Source organism: Pseudomonas sp. KU26590 (assembly GCF_026153515.1).
Taxonomy (GTDB): domain Bacteria; phylum Pseudomonadota; class Gammaproteobacteria; order Pseudomonadales; family Pseudomonadaceae; genus Aquipseudomonas.
The window spans coordinates 6,102,690-6,120,346 of the sequence record NZ_CP110644.1 but is presented as its reverse complement, the minus strand read 5'-3'; the positions used below and the strand labels follow the sequence as shown (position 1 = coordinate 6,120,346).

The window sequence follows — 17,657 nt, the reverse complement described above, 5'->3', positions numbered from 1 at the left end:
GTGCATTCAAGCGGTGTGCAGCGGCAAGCTTCTTTGCCAGCCCGCGACATACGCGAGCAGGCTTGCGCAAACCTGATGCCTCAGGAGAACTTCGATCTGCTCGCGCCTATAAAAACAACGCCGGAACCTAACCGATGAGTGTCAGCAACCCTACTTTGATCACCTTCGTGATCTACATCGCTGCAATGGTCCTTATAGGACTCATGGCCTACCGTTCCACCAATAATCTTTCGGACTACATTCTCGGCGGGCGCAGCCTCGGCAGTGTGGTCACGGCGCTTTCGGCCGGTGCATCGGACATGAGCGGCTGGCTGCTCATGGGTTTGCCGGGCGCAATCTACATGTCTGGTCTGTCGGAAAGCTGGATCGCCATCGGGCTCATCATCGGCGCCTACCTGAACTGGCTGTTCGTCGCCGGTCGCCTGCGGGTACAGACCGAGCACAACGGCGATGCGCTCACCTTGCCGGATTACTTTTCCAGCCGCTTTGAAGACAACAGCGGTTTGCTGCGGGTGATTTCGGCCATCGTGATTCTGGTGTTTTTCACGATCTACTGCGCTTCCGGCATTGTCGCCGGCGCGCGGTTGTTCGAGAGCACCTTCGGCATGTCCTACGAAACTGCCTTGTGGGCCGGCGCTGCGGCGACGATTGCCTACACCTTCATCGGCGGCTTCCTGGCCGTCAGCTGGACAGACACCGTACAAGCGACCCTGATGATCTTCGCGCTGATCCTCACGCCAATCATAGTGCTGTTGGCGACCGGTGGCATCGACACCACGTTCATGGCCATCGAAGCCCAAGACCCGAGCAACTTCGACATGCTCAAGAACACCACTTTCATCGGCGTTATTTCGCTGATGGGCTGGGGCCTGGGCTACTTCGGTCAGCCGCACATCCTGGCGCGCTTCATGGCCGCTGACTCGGTCAGGTCAATCGCCAAGGCGCGTCGCATTTCCATGACCTGGATGATCCTCTGCCTGGGTGGCACCGTTGCCGTGGGTTTTTTCGGCATCGCCTACTTTTCGGCGCACCCGGAGGTGGCAGGTCCCGTCACTGAAAACCACGAGCGCGTCTTCATCGAGCTGGCCAAGATCCTGTTCAACCCGTGGATTGCCGGCGTTCTGCTGTCGGCCATCCTTGCGGCGGTCATGAGCACGCTGAGCTGCCAGTTGCTGGTGTGTTCGAGTGCGCTGACCGAAGACTTCTACAAAGCCTTTCTGCGCAAAAGCGCGTCCCAGAGAGAGCTGGTGTGGGTCGGCCGGGCCATGGTTTTGCTGGTGGCGCTGATCGCGATCGTCCTGGCGGCGAATCCCGAAAACCGCGTGCTGGGTCTGGTCAGCTACGCGTGGGCCGGGTTCGGCGCGGCATTCGGGCCGGTGGTGCTGATCTCGGTGATCTGGAAAGGCATGACCCGCAACGGCGCACTGGCGGGGATTCTGGTCGGCGCGATCACGGTCGTGGTGTGGAAGCATTTCGAACTGCTGGGCCTGTACGAAATCATCCCCGGCTTCATCTTTGCCAGTCTCGCCATCGTCGTCTTCAGCACGGTCGGCAAAGGCCCGACGCCGGGCATGTTGACGCGCTTTGAAGCAGCGGAAAAAGAGTACAAGGCAGCGTAAGGGCTGCCTGCTCAAGAGCCCGGGCGACCTGAGCGCTCGGGCTCCCTCGCGAGCGCATCAGCTCTTATTGTGGTCGGCGTCCAGGTTGAAGAACATGGTCTTGCCGCCTTCGCTGGTATATCCCGTGTGGTCCTGGGTGTAGACCCCGGCCTTGAAGTAAAGCTGCTGTTTGCTCCAGGTGGCGCTGATCCGGTCGTTCCAGCCCATGCCGTGGGCGGTCACGCTGAGTAACCCGGCTTTATTGAGGTGGATGACGTAGTTGAACGTCTCGTTCAGGCTCACGTTTTCCGCAACCGTGATCACACGCGCCTTTTTGTCGTCGGGGTGATAGCGAACCTTGGCGACGATGTTGCCCATGTGCGTCGCTTCCAGGTACTGATATTCGAGCTTCAGCAGCGGCTGCGTGCTGTCGTAGACATGGATCTGACCGATGACGACTCTGCCGGAGGACGGCACCTGAAGGACCTTGAGCTTGGCATTCAGGTAATTGTCGGCGTCCTGGTAGTACCAGTTGTGCAGCGTGCCGTTGGACCAGGTCTCGCGCAATTCCGTACGTGGGTAGATCGCGTTGGCGGTCTTGCTTCCGGTGACCGGCGCCCAGAATGTGACGTTCGATGAGCCGGATTTGAAGTACTTGTCGTCGTAACCTTGAAGCAGTTGTTGTGTCTCGATAGTGGCGGGGGGCGAGCCCACTGGAATGCTCAGATTCCACGTTCCCAAATCAATCATGTCTAGTCGTCCGGTATGTCTCATTGCCAGCAAAGTCGCGGGCGCAAGGGGTTGTCGGGCACTTTTTATACGGTTCATCGCTGTGTTTGTTAACAGGAATTTGTCGAATGATTGGCGTCAAAGTGCCGCTACTTTCGCTACAGCGCAGGATGGCACTGACATTGAGCGCTCTTACCGTTAGTCGGTTGGATGGCACTTTTTGAAGGGCTGTCAAATGGCCGCCTTCTTTTTTTTCCAATCGAAGCTAGAGTAATGGCCTATCAGACCATCAGCGGGGGCGTTCCCCGGGCAGTAAAGTGAATGATGAGTAGCAGCATGGAATGCGTGCAGTCCCTGCCATTAAGTGGCAAATCAGTATTGTTGGTTGTTGATGATTACCCGGAAAATCTGGTGACCATGTGCGCAGTGCTACAGCGCCAGGACCGGGAGATCATTACCGCCGCCTCAGGCATGGAAGCGTTGGGCATTTTGCTGGACAGAGATGTCGATCTGGTGCTTCTCGATGTGCAGATGCCGGACATGGATGGCTTCGAAGTTGCCCGCCTCATGCGTGGCAGCCTGCGAACGCGATTGACGCCGATCATCTTCCTCACCGCCAATGAACAATCCCGCGACTCGGTGCACAAGGGCTACGCCAGCGGCGCAGTCGATTACCTGTTCAAACCGTTCGACCCCAATATTCTCAGGCCCAAGGTGCAGGCGCTTCTGGAGCAGCAGCACAATCGGCGTGCCCTGCAGAAGCTGAGCCGCGAGCTGGAGTCGGCGCGGGCATTCAACGCATCGGTGCTGGCGAACGTGGCCGAAGGCATCCTTGTCGTCACCGAAGAGGGCGTCATCAGTTTCGCCAATCCGGCGATCTGCCGTTTGCTGGGCATGACCGACGGCGAGCTGCGCGGCACCGGTTTGTGCGCCTACCTGCACGAGCCCATCGTTGGCGAATGGGCCGATTCCGGCTTTTATCATCACTATCGCCGTGCCGACACCTACCGCGTCCACGACGCCGTGCTTAGAACGCCCGAGGGGCGTCAGGTCCCGGTCGCGTTGTCGTGCGCGCCACTGCCTGCCGAACAGCGCGCTATGGTGCTCAGCGTGCTCGATATGTCGGTGGTGCGTGACCTCTATCGTCAGCTCGAACATCAGGCCGTGACGGACTCCCTCACCGGTCTGCTCAACCGCCGTGGTTTCTATCAGACGGTCGAAGGGATGCTGCTGCGCAACGAGCACGCGGGCAAGTATCTGGTTGTCTTGTACCTGGACCTCGACGGCTTCAAGGAAGTGAACGACTCCCTGGGTCATGACGCCGGCGATCAGGTGTTGCAGTGGGTCGGGGCGCAATTGAAAGACTGCCTGCGTCCTTACGATGTGCTCGCGCGCATGGGTGGCGACGAGTTCGTGGTGGTCATCGACGGGCTGGACTTCCCCGAACATGCTGCCAAGGTCGCCGAAAAGCTGATCGAGCGGGTTTCCGCGCGGCGTCTGGTTGACGGGGTTGAAGCCACCCTGGGGGCAAGTATCGGCATCGCGGTCTATCCGGACTGCGGCACCAATCTGGATGGCCTGCTGCGTGCGGCGGACATTGCGATGTACGAAGCCAAGCGGGCAGGGCGTCAGCAATACCGCTTCTTCGATCAGTACATGAATGGCCGCGCACGCTCCCGTTCGATGCTCGAAGAGAGCGTGCGCACGGCGATCGATGGCAAAGACTTTTCCATGGTCTACCAGCCGCAGGTCAACGTCGTCACCGGCAAGACGCGGGGTTTCGAGGCGCTGCTGCGCTGGCATCATCCGGACGCTGGCGACGTGCCGTCAGGGGTGTTCATTCCGCTGCTGGAAGAGACGCGGCTGATCAACAAGCTCGGCAGCTGGATTTTCGAACAGGGTGCGGCGCAGCGCCAGCGCTGGATTGACGTATTCCCGGACGATCTGGTCATGAGCGTCAGCGTGAGCCCAGCGCAATTCAGCCTGCCCAATCTGGCGGACGAGCTGCAGCGCGCGATGCAGCTACACGGTTTGAAACCCCGGCAGCTGGAAGTCGAGATCACCGAGCCCTCGCTGGTCCACAACCTGGTGCACAGCCGCAAGCAACTGCAAAATCTGCATGAAATCGGCGTGCGCGTGTCGCTGGACGATTTCGGTGCAGGCGACAGCTCGCTTGCCCATCTGCGCAACCTCGATCTGGACACCCTGAAGCTCGATCGGCATTTCATCGGCGGCATGCTCGGATCGTCCCGCGATCTGGCCGTCGCGCGCGCCATCATTGACCTGTGTCGCATGCTCGATATCGAGGTGATTGCCGAGGGTGTCGAAACCTACGAGCAGTATGAGTGGCTGGTCGCCAACGGCTGTCAGATCATTCAGGGCTTCCTTATTGCTCATCCGATGCCGCCACTGGAAGCGGAGCGTTTTGTCGAGCCGGTCGATCTGCCGGTCGCGTTACAGCTGCTCGGGCAGGACTGACGCGGTAGACTCGCGCTTTTCCCGCGACCCGATCCGACCATGACTGTCACCACGCCCATGCCGCTCAAATACCTGCAGGCCTATCCCGAAGGTCTGCAGGATCAGGTTCGGCAACTGATTTCGCAGAACCGGCTGACGGATTATCTGCAGCAGCGCTATCCCGATCGGCACGAAATCCAGAGCGACAAGGCGCTGTACGCCTACGCGCTGTCGCTCAAACAGGAATACCTGCGCAACGCGCCGAACATCGACAAAGTGCTGTTCGACAACCGCCTGGACCTGACCCACCGCGCGCTGGGCCTGCACACCACCGTGTCGCGGGTGCAGGGCGGCAAGCTCAAGTCCAAGAAGGAAATCCGCGTGGCGGCGTTGTTCAAGGATGCCGCGCCGCAGTTTCTGAAGATGATCGTTGTCCACGAGCTGGCGCATTTCAAAGAGTCGGACCACAACAAGGCGTTCTATCAGTTGTGCGAGCACATGCAACCGGGTTATCACCAGTTGGAGTTCGACCTGCGCATCTACCTGACCTGGCGAGACATGCAGACGGCCGTGCGCTGATCAGCCGCTAACGCTTTTCAAGGAAGTTTTGATGGAAGTCAGCAAGACCAAGAGCAGTTTCTACCGCCGCCTGTATGTGGCGTATCTGATCGACAGCGGCATCGCCAGCAGCGTACCGGCCCTGACCGACGTCACCGGCATGCCCCGTCGCACCGCCCAGGACACCGTCGCGGCGCTGGCTGATCTGGATATTGTCTGCGAGTTCGAACAACTCGATGGCGCCCGCAATCATGCCGGCGGTTACCGGATTCGTGACTGGGGCGCGATTGACCGCTGCTGGATCGAGGGCAATCTGCAGACCATCAAGACGGTGCTGGGGTATCCCTGACAGCGTGCCAGGGTGGGTTAATTTCACCCAGAAGCTTCCCGGCTGAAGCCGGTCCTACCAGGACCCATGAAGTTCCCAAGCAGGATCAGTCCAGATCGCGACGCATGCTGATGTGAGGAATGCCGTCCTCGACGTACACCTCGCCCACCGGGTTAAAACCGTAGCGACTGTAGTAACCCTGCAAATGCGCCTGGGCCGAGAGGAATATCGGCTGGTCCGGCCATTGGCGTTCCGCGTGCACCAGCGCCTGAACCATCAGTTCATGGCCCATACCCTTGTTGCGCATTGACGGTGCAGTCACCACCCGGCCGATGGTCACGTCGCCGTTCTGCTGAATCGGGTCCAGCAGGCGCAGGTAAGCGACCAACTGATCATCCTGCCAGGCCATCAGATGGCAGGTATCGCCCAGCAAATCCTGGCCATCGACGTCCAGATACCAGCATTTCTGCTCCACCACGAACACCTGCGCCCTGAGTTGCAGAATGGCGTACAGCTGCTCTTTTCCAAGGTCGGTATGGTGTTTGCAAATCCAGTTGATAGACATGACGCCGGCCTGCGAGAAGAAGTGGATGCCGGATACTAAACGCATATCGGCGCAAGCCCAAATTCGCGGCGAGCAGGGCTCGACACTGATTCAATCAACGGTCTGTCATTTTGTTGAACTGCGGCACAAACATCGCAGTGTTATGAGTTGTGCAAAGCGCAAAAGGCGTCTTCACTGAAGGCCAGTTGCCACAAGGAAGCTGAGCATGTCGCGTTTGCAGTGCGCCGCAGGGCTGTTGGGAATGATGGTGATAGCCCAAGGCGCGTTTGCGCAGACATTGCGTCTCGCCGGCGATGCATGGGCGCCTTACGCCGACGTGTCACTGCTCCACGACGGGCTTTCCACCGACCTTATTCGCACCGCGCTGGGCCGCGCCGGTTACGACACCGAATACGAACAAGTCCCGTGGGCGCGGGCGATTCATGGACTGAGCGAAGGTCGATACGACATCGTTATCAACGCCTGGTACAGCGAAGACCGCACGCGAATCGGGGTTTTCTCCGCGCCGTACCTGATCAACCGCCTGCGCTTGCTGAAGCACAAGGGCGCCACCACCGACTTTCAGAACCTCTCGCAGCTGCACGGCTATTCCATTGCCGTCGTGCGCGGCTACGCCTATTCGCCGGAATTCGACGCCGATGCCGAGTTGAAAAAGATCCCGGTGGCGGGTTTCTCGACCGCCGTCAGGATGCTTGCAGCAGGCAGGGTCGACTTGACGGTGGAAGACGAGTACGCGGCGCGGTTTGCCCTCAATCGCGAGCCTGCGGACGTGCAGGCCAACGTTGAATTCCTGCCCGGATCACTGAGCGAGAACAGTCTGCACATCCTGGTCAGCATCAAACGAGCGGATCATCAACAGATCGTTCTGGATTTCGACAAGGCCATCGCTGACATGAAAGCCGACGGCACCTACGACAAGCTCATCAAACTGCACGGTCTGTGATGTCGGCTTCTTTGACCGGTCCTTTGATCAAGTGCGCTGCCAGGGTGCGCAGTGGCCCTAACTGACGGCAGATCAGCGCCAGTTGGGTTTGCACCAACCGTTGGCCTTCGTCGATTTCTTCCGGCATCTGTTCCAGACTCGTCGCCAGCGCTTCCTCAGCGTCGCTTTGCACGGCGACTGGCTCACGCAACGCCAGGCTTTGGGCGATTTCATCGATGCTTGCGGCAAGGCTGGCAGCGGCGCCCTCGATCAATTGCTCGCGCACTTCCGCAGGGAGCGGCGTATCCCGATGGGCGCCAAGGCCCGACAGGTAACTGAGCAGGGTGTGTGACAGCACCAGAAAGCGGAACCCCACGTCGGCCTCTTTGCGGAAATGCCCGGGCTCCATGAGCATGTTGGCCAGTGTGGTGGACAACGCTGCGTCGGCGTTATGGGCGTTGCGCCGGGCCAGTCGATAGGCCAGATCGTCGCTTTTGCCGTTCGCGTATTGCTGCATGATCTGGCGCAGGTAAATGCTGTTGCACGACAGCGTGTTGGCCAGCACCTTGTTCAGCCGGCGACCTTGCCAGTCCGGCAGGAACAGGAACACCGCCAGGCCGGCGATCAGACTGCCCAGTAGCGTGTCCAGCAGGCGCGGCAGGAACACGCCGTAACCGTCGCCGACCTGATTGAAGCAGAACAGAATCATCACCGTGATCGCCGCCGTCGACAGCGTGTAGCGCGTGGTGCGGTTGACGAAGAACACCACGCCGGCCAGCACCGCGCACATCGATTGCAGGACCGGCGTGGTGATCAGGTCGAACAGAATCCAGCCCGCCGTCAGGCCAATGGCCGTACCGATGATGCGCTGCCCGAGTTTGCGTCGGGTGGCGCCATAACTTGGCTGGCAGACGAACACCGTGGTGAGGATGATCCAGTACCCCTGCGACGGGTGAATCAGGTGAACCATGATGTAGCCGATGACCAGCGCCAACGGCAGGCGCAGGGCGTGACGGAACAACAGCGAGGTCGGCGTCAGTTGCAGGCGCAGGCGCGTCCAGACGTCCTTGAGGTTGTGCGGCGAGCGGTCGAGCAGGCTGCTGTCTGTGGCGTCGGCCAGGGCATCCGGGTTGCTGGCATCGCTGAGCAACCGGTCGAGGGTGCCAAGGTTGTTGGCCAGCGCCCGCAGCGAACGCAGCAGCCCGCGCCACGCCGGATTGCTCTGAATGCGCAAGTGTTCGAGGGAGGCGCGCAGGTCATTCAGCGCATGGGCAAAGCTGTCGTCATAGATGAACGGCTGGCGCAGCTGGATCGACGCCGACAGGTCACGGCAGGCGCGACCTTGCTGGCGCAGCAGGCGCTGGCAGCGAAACAGCACATCACTGTGGAAGAACGCTTCGGCCAGCGAGTTGTAGGGATAGTGCGACGAACTGGCGCGCTCGTGGATGTCCTGGGCCAGAAAGTACAGCTTCAGGTAGCGACTGACCTTCGAGCCGGGGCGGCCACTGCCCACGCGGTTAAGGATGATCTCCTTGGTCACGTTGAGCGCGCCGACGACCTTGCCGTTCTGCTTGGCAAGCTCCAGTCGCTTGGCTTCGATATCGAGGGTGCGAATCGGCTCGAACAGCTCTGATTTGAGCTTTAGGTATAGGCCCAGCTCGCGAAACAGTCGGGCCAGCGCCTGCTGCACCGGCTGATTGGAAAACAGCATTTGCCAGAGCACCGACAGCAGGCCGTACCACGCCGCGCCCGCGACCAGCAGCATGGGTTCGTGCCAGAAGTCGGTGACTTCGCCGCCGCGCTGATCGACGCCGATCATGGTGTAGACCGAGAGAATCAGCGTCGCGTAGGCAATGGCGCCATAGCGCTCGCCCAGAGCGCCGAGCATCGTCAGGCAGAACGCCGCGAAGGCAAAGGCGCAGATGAATATCACGGGGTAGGGGAACAGCAGTTCCACCGACAACGCCGCAATGCTGAAACACACCAGGGTCACGGCCAGCGCATTGAGGCGGCCTTGCCAGCTGTCATCGGTTTCCGACAGGGCGCTGGCGATAATCCCGAGGAACAGCGGGATGAGCTGGGACATCTCGTTCTGGTACCAGCACAGCGCCATGCTGCCGGTTAGCGCGATGAAAACCCGCACGCTGTAGGAAAACTTGTCCAGCGCCCAGAGACGGCGGAATGTATTGCGCAACGATGTCGATGCCATGAACGCTGACGGCCTTGTTCGCGATTGATTTTGCTGAGGGATATGTACAGCGCCGGATGCGCGCTGTACATCCGGTTAGCAAAATTTATTCCGGGGCGGATGCTAATACCTCAAGAAGCAAAATAACCCCAACGGTGCCCCTCTCATTTGCGACGCGCACTTGTAGGAGCAATCGGAGGTAACGACGGTCGCGAAGGCGGAAGGTCAGGCACTGAATGTGTATGGCCCGGCCCGGCCTCTTCGCGACCGTCGTAAACTCCGATTGCTCCTATAGAGATCGCGTGCGTCCGTGCCGTTTTGAGCTTGCTCGCAATGACTGCTCAGACGAACTGCGCCGCCGCGTACGCCGAGGCCCAGGCCCACTGGAAGTTGAAGCCGCCCAGATGCCCGCTGACATCCAGGACCTCGCCGACGAAATACAGGCCCGGCGATTTCAGTGATTCCATGGTCTTCGACGACACTTCACGCGTGTCGATGCCGCCCAGTGTGACCTCGGCCGTGCGATACCCTTCGGTGCCCGCCGGTACCACTTGCCAGCTCGCCAATTTGGCGGCGATGTCGGCCAGTTCGGCGTGGGTGTACTGCTTCATAGGCTTGGACACAAACCACTGCTCGGCAATCAGGTTGGCCATTTTCTTGGTGAAAATCTCGCCGAGCAGCGTCTTCAATTCGCTGTTCGGGCGTTCGGCCTGTTGCTCGTTCAGCCAGCTATGGGCGTCGTGGTCAGGCATCAGGTTAATTTCCACCGTGTCGCCCGGCTGCCAGAAGGAGGAGATCTGCAGAATCGCCGGCCCGCTCAAGCCGCGATGGGTGAACAGAATGTTCTCGCGAAAGCTGACGTCGTTGCAGCTCACCAGGCAATCGACCGATGTGCCGGTCAGCTCGGTGCACAGCTCTTTCAGCTGGTCTGTGATGGTGAACGGCACCAGGCCCGCTCGGGTAGGCAACAGCGTGTGGCCGAACTGCTTGCCGACCTGATAACCGAAGCCGGTGGCGCCCAGCGTCGGGATCGACAGGCCGCCCGTGGCAATCACCAGCGACTCGCAACGGAGTTCGCCGAGGGTTGTTTTCAGCAGGTAACCGGTGTCGGCTTTCTCGATGCTCTGCACCGAGGTGTCCATGTGCAGGCTCACGCCAGCGGTGTCGCATTCGGCGAGCAGCAGGTCGAGGATGTCGATGGACTTGTTGTCGCAGAACAGCTGGCCGAGTTTCTTCTCGTGGTACGGCACGCCGTGCTTGCCCACCAGCTCGATGAAATCCCACTGGGTGTAACGGGCCAGCGCCGATTTGCAGAAATGCGGGTTCTGCGAGAGGAAGTTGGCGGGCTCGGTGTACATATTCGTGAAGTTGCAGCGACCGCCGCCCGACATGAGGATTTTCTTGCCCGGCTTGTTGGCGTGATCGATCAACATGACCTTGCGCCCGCGTTGGGCGGCCGTGAATGCACACATCAAACCTGCGGCGCCGGCGCCGATGATCACAACGTCAGGAACGGGCAAAGCGGTGTCCTCGGGTGTAAATAATCCAGGGGATGGCGGTGAACCTGTAGGAGCGCGCTTGCCCGCGATTGCGGTGGTTCAGTGAGACATTTATGCCCTGACACACCGCAATCGCGGGCAAGCGCGCTCCTACAAAGAGGAGCTGCTGACCTTACAAAATCCGTACGCGCAACGATTTGCCCTTGATCTTGCCGTTGTTCAAACGCTCCAGCGCCTGCTTGGCCATGCTGCGTTCCACGGCAACGTAGGCCTGGAAATCAAAGATCGCGATCTTGCCCACCTGAGTGCCGGGAATGCCTGCTTCGCCAGTCAGCGCGCCCAGAATGTCGCCAGGGCGCAGCTTGTCTTTGCGGCCCGAGCCGATGCACAGCGTGGTCATCGGTGGCAGCAGCTTGCCGCCTTCCTTGCGCTCCAGCTGGTCGTACTGCTGCCAGTTGAGCGGCGCTTTCTGCAGTTCTTCAACGGCGCGGGCGCGCTGGCTTTCGCCGGGGGCGACGAGGCTGACGGCGATGCCGGTCTCACCCGCACGACCGGTACGGCCGACGCGGTGGATGTGGATTTCCGAATCCCGCGCCAGCTCGACGTTGAGCACCATGTCCAGACCATCGATGTCCAGACCGCGCGCGGCAACGTCGGTGGCCACCAGCACCGAGGTGCTGCGGTTGGCGAACATCGCCAGCACCTGATCGCGGTCGCGCTGTTCCAGATCGCCATGCAGGCCGACGGCAGACATGCCCTTGGCGGTCAGGTGATCGACCACTTCCTGAACCTGCTGCTTGGTGAAACAGAACGCCACGCAGGACTGCGGGCGGAAATGATCAAGCACGCGGACCACCGCTTCGAGGCGTTGCTCTGGCGCGATTTCGTAGAAGATCTGTTCGATCTGGCTGTCGGCGTGGAGCGCTTCGACCTTGACGGTCTGCGGGTCACGCATGAATTTCGAGGACAGCTGCTTGATGCCGACCGGGTACGTGGCCGAGAACAGCAGGGTCTGGCGGCGCTTGGGCGTCTGCTCGATGATGTCGGCGATGGCGTCGTAGAAACCCATGTCGAGCATGCGGTCGGCTTCGTCCAGCACCAGCGTGTTCAAGCCATCCAGCACCAGCGAACCCTTGCGCAGATGCTGCTGGATGCGACCCGGTGTGCCGACGATGATGTGGGCGCCGTGCTCCAGCGAACCGATCTGCGGGCCGAAAGACACGCCGCCGCAGAGGGTCAGCACTTTGATGTTGTCTTCGGAACGCGCCAGACGGCGGATTTCCTTGGCCACCTGGTCGGCCAGCTCACGGGTGGGGCAAAGCACCAACGCCTGGCAGCCGAAATAGCGCGGATTGATCGGATTGAGCAGGCCGATGCCGAATGCAGCGGTCTTGCCAGAGCCCGTCTTGGCCTGGGCGATCAGGTCCATCCCCTTGACGATCACCGGCAGGCTCTGCGCCTGAATCGGCGTCATCTCGGCATAACCAAGGGACTCCAGGTTAGCCAGCATGGCGGCGGAAAGGGGCAGTGAGTTAAAAGCGGTGTTAGTCACGGGACGGGCCTGCAAAACAAAATGTCGCGCAGTGTATCAGGTCGCGACCCCTGCCTTGGGGCCGCGCGCGATAAATGGTGATTGCATCACGCCTCGATCTCGGGCTCTGGTTGCGGTTTGCGCGGCGGCGCTTCGGGGGCCATGCGCGGCGAAAGCTGCAGAAAGATCGACGCCGCGAACATCGCCAGCACGCCGACACACAGGAAGGTCAGCTGGAACGCGCCGAGCACGTCGCTGACGTCACCCGTCGCCACGTCGTCGCTGAATCCGCCCAGCAACGCGGCCCCGCAGGCGACGCCGAGACTCAGGGACAGCTGCGCGACCACCGACAGCAAACTGTTGCCGCTGGCGGCGCTGGCATCGTCAAGATCGATCAGCGTCACTGCGTTCATCGCCGAGAACTGCAGCGAGTTGACCCCGCCCAGAAACGCCAGATGAATTAACAAAAGCCAGTACGGCGTGTCAGCACTGATCAGGGCCATGCTCGCCAGCAGGATGCCCAGCAGCAGCGTATTACCGGTCAACACGATGCGATAACCCAGTCGCTCGATGGCTTTGGTCGCCAGCGGTTTGGCGAACATCGCTGCGAGGGCCAGGGGAATCATGCTCATGCCGGCGTGTGACGGTGAGTAACCCAGCGCGACTTGCAGCATCAGCGGCAGCAGAAAAGGCAGGGCGCCGCTGCCCAGGCGGGCGAACAGGTTGCCCATGATGCCCACCGCGAAACTGCGGGTCTTGAACAACTGCGCGGAGAACAGCGGCGCTTCCACGTGACTGGCGCGCAACCAGTACGCCGCCAGACAGGCCATGCCGCCGAACAACAGCATCACCACGCGCAAGTGCGGCAAGTGGAGTTCGCCCAAGCCTTCCAGCGCAATGGTGATGAGCACCATCGACGCACCGAACAGCCCGAATCCCACCAGATCAAAACGCGTGCGTCCGCCGCCCTGCAGATCGGGGATGAATTTGCGCACCGCAAAGCAACCGAGAATCCCCACCGGGAGGTTGATCAGGAAGATCCAGTGCCAGCTCAGGTATTCCACCAGCCAGCCGCCGACCGTCGGGCCCATCAGCGGGCCAAGCAGGGCGGGCATGGTGATGAAGCTCAGCGTGCGCACCAGCTCGGTCCTCGGATAGGCGCGCAGCACGATGAGCCGGCCGACCGGCATCATCAACGCACCGCCCAGGCCCTGAATCACCCGCGCCCCGACCAGCATGCCGACGGAGTTGGACACCGCGCACAGCAAGGATCCGAAGCTGAACAGCAGGATGGCGCTGAAAAAGATGCGCTTGATGCCAAAACGGTCGGAAATCCAGCCGGACGCCGGAATCAGCAGGGCGATGGTCAGCATGTAGGCGATGATCACCGACTGCATGCGCAAGGGGTCTTCCGCCAGCGAGCGGGCCATGGATGGCAGCGCGGTGTTGAGGATCGTGCCGTCCAGGCTTTGCATGAAAAAGGCGATGGCGATGACCCATGGCATCCAGCGCAGGGTGCGGGCGTCCAGCTGCGGTGTTGAGGTTGGCATGTGGATCGAGGGTCCTTATGGGTTTTGTATAACGTTTAGGGGAGTCTCGCCGTTCCTGTAGGAGCGACCGGGGTGGCGCTCCACCTTGCCCGCGATTGCGTTATGTCTGTGTCCTGTTTATTGCCTGACACACTGCATTCGCGGGCAAGCGCGCTCCTACGCCCTTCGGGCAGAATCAACAGCAGCCTCAGGCGGCGCAGAGGGCATGTTTCGACGTCGGCGTTAAAGCGTCAGCGTCAACCCACTCAGCAGCGCGCCGGGCAGCAGGTTCGAGGCGGTCTGACGCTGACTGTAGGTGCTCGTCGACAGCAAGAGTTCCCTTTCTGTGGTCAGTTGTTCCAGCGCCGTGCCCAGCAGCGCGAAGATACTGTCGTCGAAGCGCATGGTGTTGACCGGTGCCTTGATCTGCCCATCTTCGACCCAGAACGTGGCGAAGCGCGTCATGCCGGTGATGCGCCCGGCGGTGCGGTCCGAGAAATTCAGGTACCACAAGTTGCTGATGTACAGACCCGTGCCCAGCGCTTTCAAGACTTCATCCAGCGCCAGTGAACCGCCCTCCATGCTCAGCGCGCTCGGCGACTCGCCCCAGCCCGCGCCGTTGGCGACAAGGCCGTATTCGGCGGCGCTGCGCGAGTCGATCATCCGATCCCGGGCGACGCCTTCGGCGACGAGCGACAGGTCCCTGCGCGGATAACCCTCGCCGGAAAACGCAGGGGACAACGAACCGCTGACCTGCTCGTTCAAACTCACCAGCGGACTCAACCTGGCCTGGCCGTCATACAGCCGTTGCAAGGGACTGGTCTTGTCGGCCAGCGACTGCGCAGAGAAACCACCCCAGCACAGCATGCCCATGACTTCTTCCAGTGCGGCAGGCGCCAGATAGGCGCGGTATTGCCCGGGCGCGAGGGCATGTGCCGGGCGTCCAAGAAACGCCAATTGCTCACGGGCCAGGGCGAATCGCCGTGCAAAGCCTTCATCCGTCCATGTGTGCCCGGCGTAGTTGGCTTTCACCGCCTGTCCGTTCTCGTGGAACAGGCTCCAGTCGAAATTGAGACTATTGGCCTGATGCCAGCCCAGCGCACCGCTTGAACTGGCGAAGCCGCGATAGATCGGACCGGCCGCGTAGATGCCGACCAGATCCAGCCCCTCGCCCAGTTGCGCGATCTGCTCGACCACATGGGCGCTGTCCGGCAGTGGCGTCTCCTGCACGTTGCTGCTCTGCCAGGCCTCTTCATTCAGTTGCAGGTAAGGATCTTCCGGCAACAGCGTCAGGGTTTCGCGCAGCTGAAGCAGGGCGTCGCTCAGGCGTTGTTGATCCACCTCGCCATCGCCCGACAGCGTGAGGTTCAGGTTAGCGTGGCGGCCTGCGGCGATCAGCTTGAAGGTCACGCTGGCTTGCTGCACGTGCCCGGCCTGGCGCACCTTGGCGTGATTGAAGCGAATGAAGTCCGAGGCTTCGGCGTCATAGCTTAGGGTGTAACGCTCGTCCGCCGTGATCGCGCCGTGTAGCCACTCGGCCAGGGCTTTGAATTGCGCTTGATGGGACATCATGCGTCACCTCCGAAAACATCAACGCTCGCGAACACGCAAGCGGGCGAGGCATGCCCCACGCGGATCACTTGATTGGGTTCGCCTTTGCCGCAGTTGGGCGTGCCGAGGACCTTGAAGGTGCTGCCGTCGCCGACCGCGCTGAGGTTGCGCCAGAACTGGGCGGAGATCGCACGGTAGTTCGGGTTTTTCACCACGCCCTTGAGTTCGCCGTTCTCGATGAGTTGACCCCACTCACAGCCGAACTGGAATTTGTTGCGAGCATCGTCGATCGACCACGAGCGGTTGGTGCTCATCAAGATGCCGTGTTCGATGCCGCCAATGAGCTGCGCCATCGACTGGTCGCCCGGCTCGATGTTGAGGTTGGCCATGCGGTCGATGGGTGCGCGGTTCCAGCTGGATGCGCGGCTGTTTGCGACGCCTTCCATGCCGCTGCGGTATTGCGACAGCGCGCCGCCCAGCGGCCTCACCAGTACGCCGTCCTTGATCAGAAATTGCTTGCTCGCCGGCGTGCCGTCGTCATCAAAGCCGTAGCTCGCCAGTTGCTCGGGGATTTCAGGATCGAACGTCACGTTGAGCAGGCTTGAGCCGTATTGCAGGCTGCCGAAGTCGCTGGCTTTGACGAAGCTGGTCCCGGCGTAATTGCGCTCATCGCCGAGGATGCGGTCCAGCTCCAGCGGGTGGCCGATGGATTCGTGGATTTGCAGGGTCATCTGGTCGGGTGTGAGCAACAGATCGCGCGGGCCGGAGGGCGTGTTCGGCGCCATGACCAGTTGCAGCGCCTGATCGGCAACGTTGACCGCCGCGCCAATGATCCCGCACGACGCGATGACTTCCGCGCCGCCTTGCTGGCCGAAGTTCTCGCGACCGAGGCTGCGGGTTTGGCTGTCTTGGCCGTCGTAAGCCGTGACGGTTAAGCCAGGGAAGACGAAGCGCTGGGCCTGACGGATCTCGGCGCCGGCGTTGTTCAGGTAGATCTGTTCGACGTTCTCGAGGCCCAGGCTGACCTGCCAGTTGACCAGGCGCTCGTCCTTGGGCACCGATGCCGATTCGGCGTTGAGCAGGGCGTAGCAATCGCTGAGTGACGGAAACGCTCTTTGCAGGTTGGGCGAAAGGTAATCGGCTCGGGCAGTGGCGACAGCGTGGTCGCGCAGGTCGAGGAGGGAATGCGGGGCCAGCTGCCGCGCTTGACTCTCCGCCTGCTCCAGCGCCGTCTGAAGCCCGCGCTGGGAGATGTCATTGGTGGCCGCGTAGGCTTCGACGCCATTGATACGCACGGTCAGCATCGCGCCTTCGTCGATGCTCAGATGCGGCGGCTCGGCGACGTTCTTGCGCACCGACAGGTGCTGGCTGGTCTGTTTGACGTAGCGAAGGGAGAAAAACGGGGCGCTGCTCTGCAGGGCGGCGAACCGCTGCTTGAGCTGAGCGGAGAAGTCGAACATGCAGGAAGGCTCCTTGGCGATTCGGACAGGCAACGGCCCGAATCATAGCGCGGATGATCACTGCAGCGGGGGAGGGAAGGACAACGCGCACGCAGCGCGCCATTGTGGGACCGGCTTTAGCCGGGAATGCGTCAGGTGTGACACCGCAAAAACGAGGGTGTATCCACTGGACTCTTCCCGGCTAAAGCCGGTCCTACTGACACAGCGCTTGACCATTGTGGGACCGGCTTTAGCCGGGAATGCGCCATGTGTCACACCGCAAAATCGAGGGTGTACCCACCGGCCTCTTCCCGGCTGAAGCCGGTCCCACTGACACAGCGCACGACCATTGTGGGACCGGCTTTAGCCGGGAATGCGTCAGGTGTCACACCGCAAAACCGAGGGTGTATCCACCGGCCTCTTCCCGGCTGAAGCCGGTCCCACTGACACAGCGCACGACCATTGTGGGACCGGCTTTAGCCGGGAAAGCGTCAGGTGTCACACCGCAAAACCCAGGGTGTAGCCACCGGCCTCTTCCCGGCAGAAGCCGGTCCCACTGACACAGCGCACGACCATTGTGGAACCGGCTTTAGCCGGGAATGCGCCAGGTGTCACACCGCAAAATCGAGGGTGTACCCACCGGCCTCTTACCGGCTGAAGCCGGTCCCACTGACACAGCGCACGACCATTGTGGGACCGGTTTTAGCCGTGAATGCGCCATGTGTCACACCGCAAAATCGAGGGTGTATCCACCGGCCTCTTC

Annotated in this window: 13 protein-coding genes; 5 read left to right on the top strand and 8 right to left on the bottom strand. The window is 61.2% G+C overall.

What is annotated here, in order from left to right; translation table 11 throughout:
* Nucleotides 1–134: 134 nt before the first annotated feature.
* Nucleotides 135–1,619, top strand: a complete 1,485-nt coding sequence (gene putP / locus OKW98_RS27085) for a sodium/proline symporter PutP (RefSeq protein ID WP_265387426.1) — start codon at nucleotides 135–137, stop codon at nucleotides 1,617–1,619.
* A 57-nt stretch (nucleotides 1,620–1,676) separates the two neighbouring features.
* Here putP and OKW98_RS27080 read toward each other — a convergent pair whose 3' ends face one another.
* Nucleotides 1,677–2,348, bottom strand: a complete 672-nt coding sequence (locus OKW98_RS27080; protein WP_074890738.1) for a polysaccharide lyase family 7 protein — start codon at nucleotides 2,346–2,348, stop codon at nucleotides 1,677–1,679.
* Between the two features lie 303 nt (nucleotides 2,349–2,651).
* On the opposite strand from OKW98_RS27080, the gene OKW98_RS27075 reads away from it, so the two are divergent.
* From OKW98_RS27075 to OKW98_RS27065, 3 genes are read left to right on the top strand one after another with little or no spacing between them, the layout of a single operon-like run.
* Nucleotides 2,652–4,805 (top strand): putative bifunctional diguanylate cyclase/phosphodiesterase, encoded by a 2,154-nt coding sequence (locus OKW98_RS27075; protein ID WP_265387425.1) that lies wholly within the window; start codon nucleotides 2,652–2,654, stop codon nucleotides 4,803–4,805.
* Nucleotides 4,806–4,862: 57 nt separating this feature from the next.
* Nucleotides 4,863–5,363, top strand: a complete 501-nt coding sequence (locus OKW98_RS27070; RefSeq protein ID WP_416148555.1) for a YgjP-like metallopeptidase domain-containing protein — start codon at nucleotides 4,863–4,865, stop codon at nucleotides 5,361–5,363.
* A gap of 31 nt (nucleotides 5,364–5,394) precedes the next feature.
* A complete protein-coding gene (locus OKW98_RS27065) occupies nucleotides 5,395–5,691 on the top strand; it encodes a winged helix-turn-helix domain-containing protein (protein ID WP_265387423.1) in 297 nt (98 codons plus the stop codon).
* A gap of 85 nt (nucleotides 5,692–5,776) precedes the next feature.
* On the opposite strand, the gene OKW98_RS27060 is transcribed toward OKW98_RS27065, so the two are convergent.
* Complete coding sequence (locus OKW98_RS27060; protein ID WP_133774853.1) at nucleotides 5,777–6,235, bottom strand: GNAT family N-acetyltransferase; 459 nt, start codon at nucleotides 6,233–6,235, stop codon at nucleotides 5,777–5,779.
* Between the two features lie 205 nt (nucleotides 6,236–6,440).
* Here OKW98_RS27060 and OKW98_RS27055 point away from each other — a divergent pair, with 205 nt between their 5' ends.
* A complete protein-coding gene (locus OKW98_RS27055) occupies nucleotides 6,441–7,178 on the top strand; it encodes a substrate-binding periplasmic protein (RefSeq protein WP_265387422.1) in 738 nt (245 codons plus the stop codon).
* Here OKW98_RS27055 and yccS read toward each other — a convergent pair.
* From yccS to OKW98_RS27025, 6 genes are all read right to left on the bottom strand, one after another.
* The gene (gene yccS / locus OKW98_RS27050; protein ID WP_265387421.1) at nucleotides 7,159–9,366 is read right to left on the bottom strand and encodes a YccS family putative transporter; all 2,208 of its coding nucleotides are present in this window, start codon (nucleotides 9,364–9,366) and stop codon (nucleotides 7,159–7,161) included. The two genes, OKW98_RS27055 and yccS, sit on opposite strands and share 20 nt — an antisense overlap.
* Before the next feature lie 320 nt (nucleotides 9,367–9,686).
* Nucleotides 9,687–10,817: an NAD(P)/FAD-dependent oxidoreductase gene (locus OKW98_RS27045; protein ID WP_416148553.1), complete on the bottom strand. Its 1,131-nt coding sequence runs from the start codon at nucleotides 10,815–10,817 to the stop codon at nucleotides 9,687–9,689.
* A 199-nt stretch (nucleotides 10,818–11,016) separates the two neighbouring features.
* Nucleotides 11,017–12,396, bottom strand: a complete 1,380-nt coding sequence (gene dbpA / locus OKW98_RS27040) for an ATP-dependent RNA helicase DbpA (protein WP_074893676.1) — start codon at nucleotides 12,394–12,396, stop codon at nucleotides 11,017–11,019.
* Nucleotides 12,397–12,482: 86 nt separating this feature from the next.
* Entirely contained in the window at nucleotides 12,483–13,925 is a 1,443-nt protein-coding gene (gene mdtD, locus OKW98_RS27035; RefSeq protein WP_265387419.1) for a multidrug transporter subunit MdtD, read from the bottom strand.
* Nucleotides 13,926–14,147: 222 nt separating this feature from the next.
* Nucleotides 14,148–15,473: a TldD/PmbA family protein gene (locus OKW98_RS27030; RefSeq protein WP_265389849.1), complete on the bottom strand. Its 1,326-nt coding sequence runs from the start codon at nucleotides 15,471–15,473 to the stop codon at nucleotides 14,148–14,150.
* Nucleotides 15,473–16,915 carry a TldD/PmbA family protein gene (locus OKW98_RS27025; protein WP_265387418.1) on the bottom strand — a complete coding sequence of 481 codons (1,443 nt, stop codon included), beginning with the start codon at nucleotides 16,913–16,915 and terminating at the stop codon, nucleotides 15,473–15,475. The genes OKW98_RS27030 and OKW98_RS27025 overlap by 1 nt, the downstream gene beginning before the upstream one ends.
* Nucleotides 16,916–17,657 lie beyond the last annotated feature (742 nt).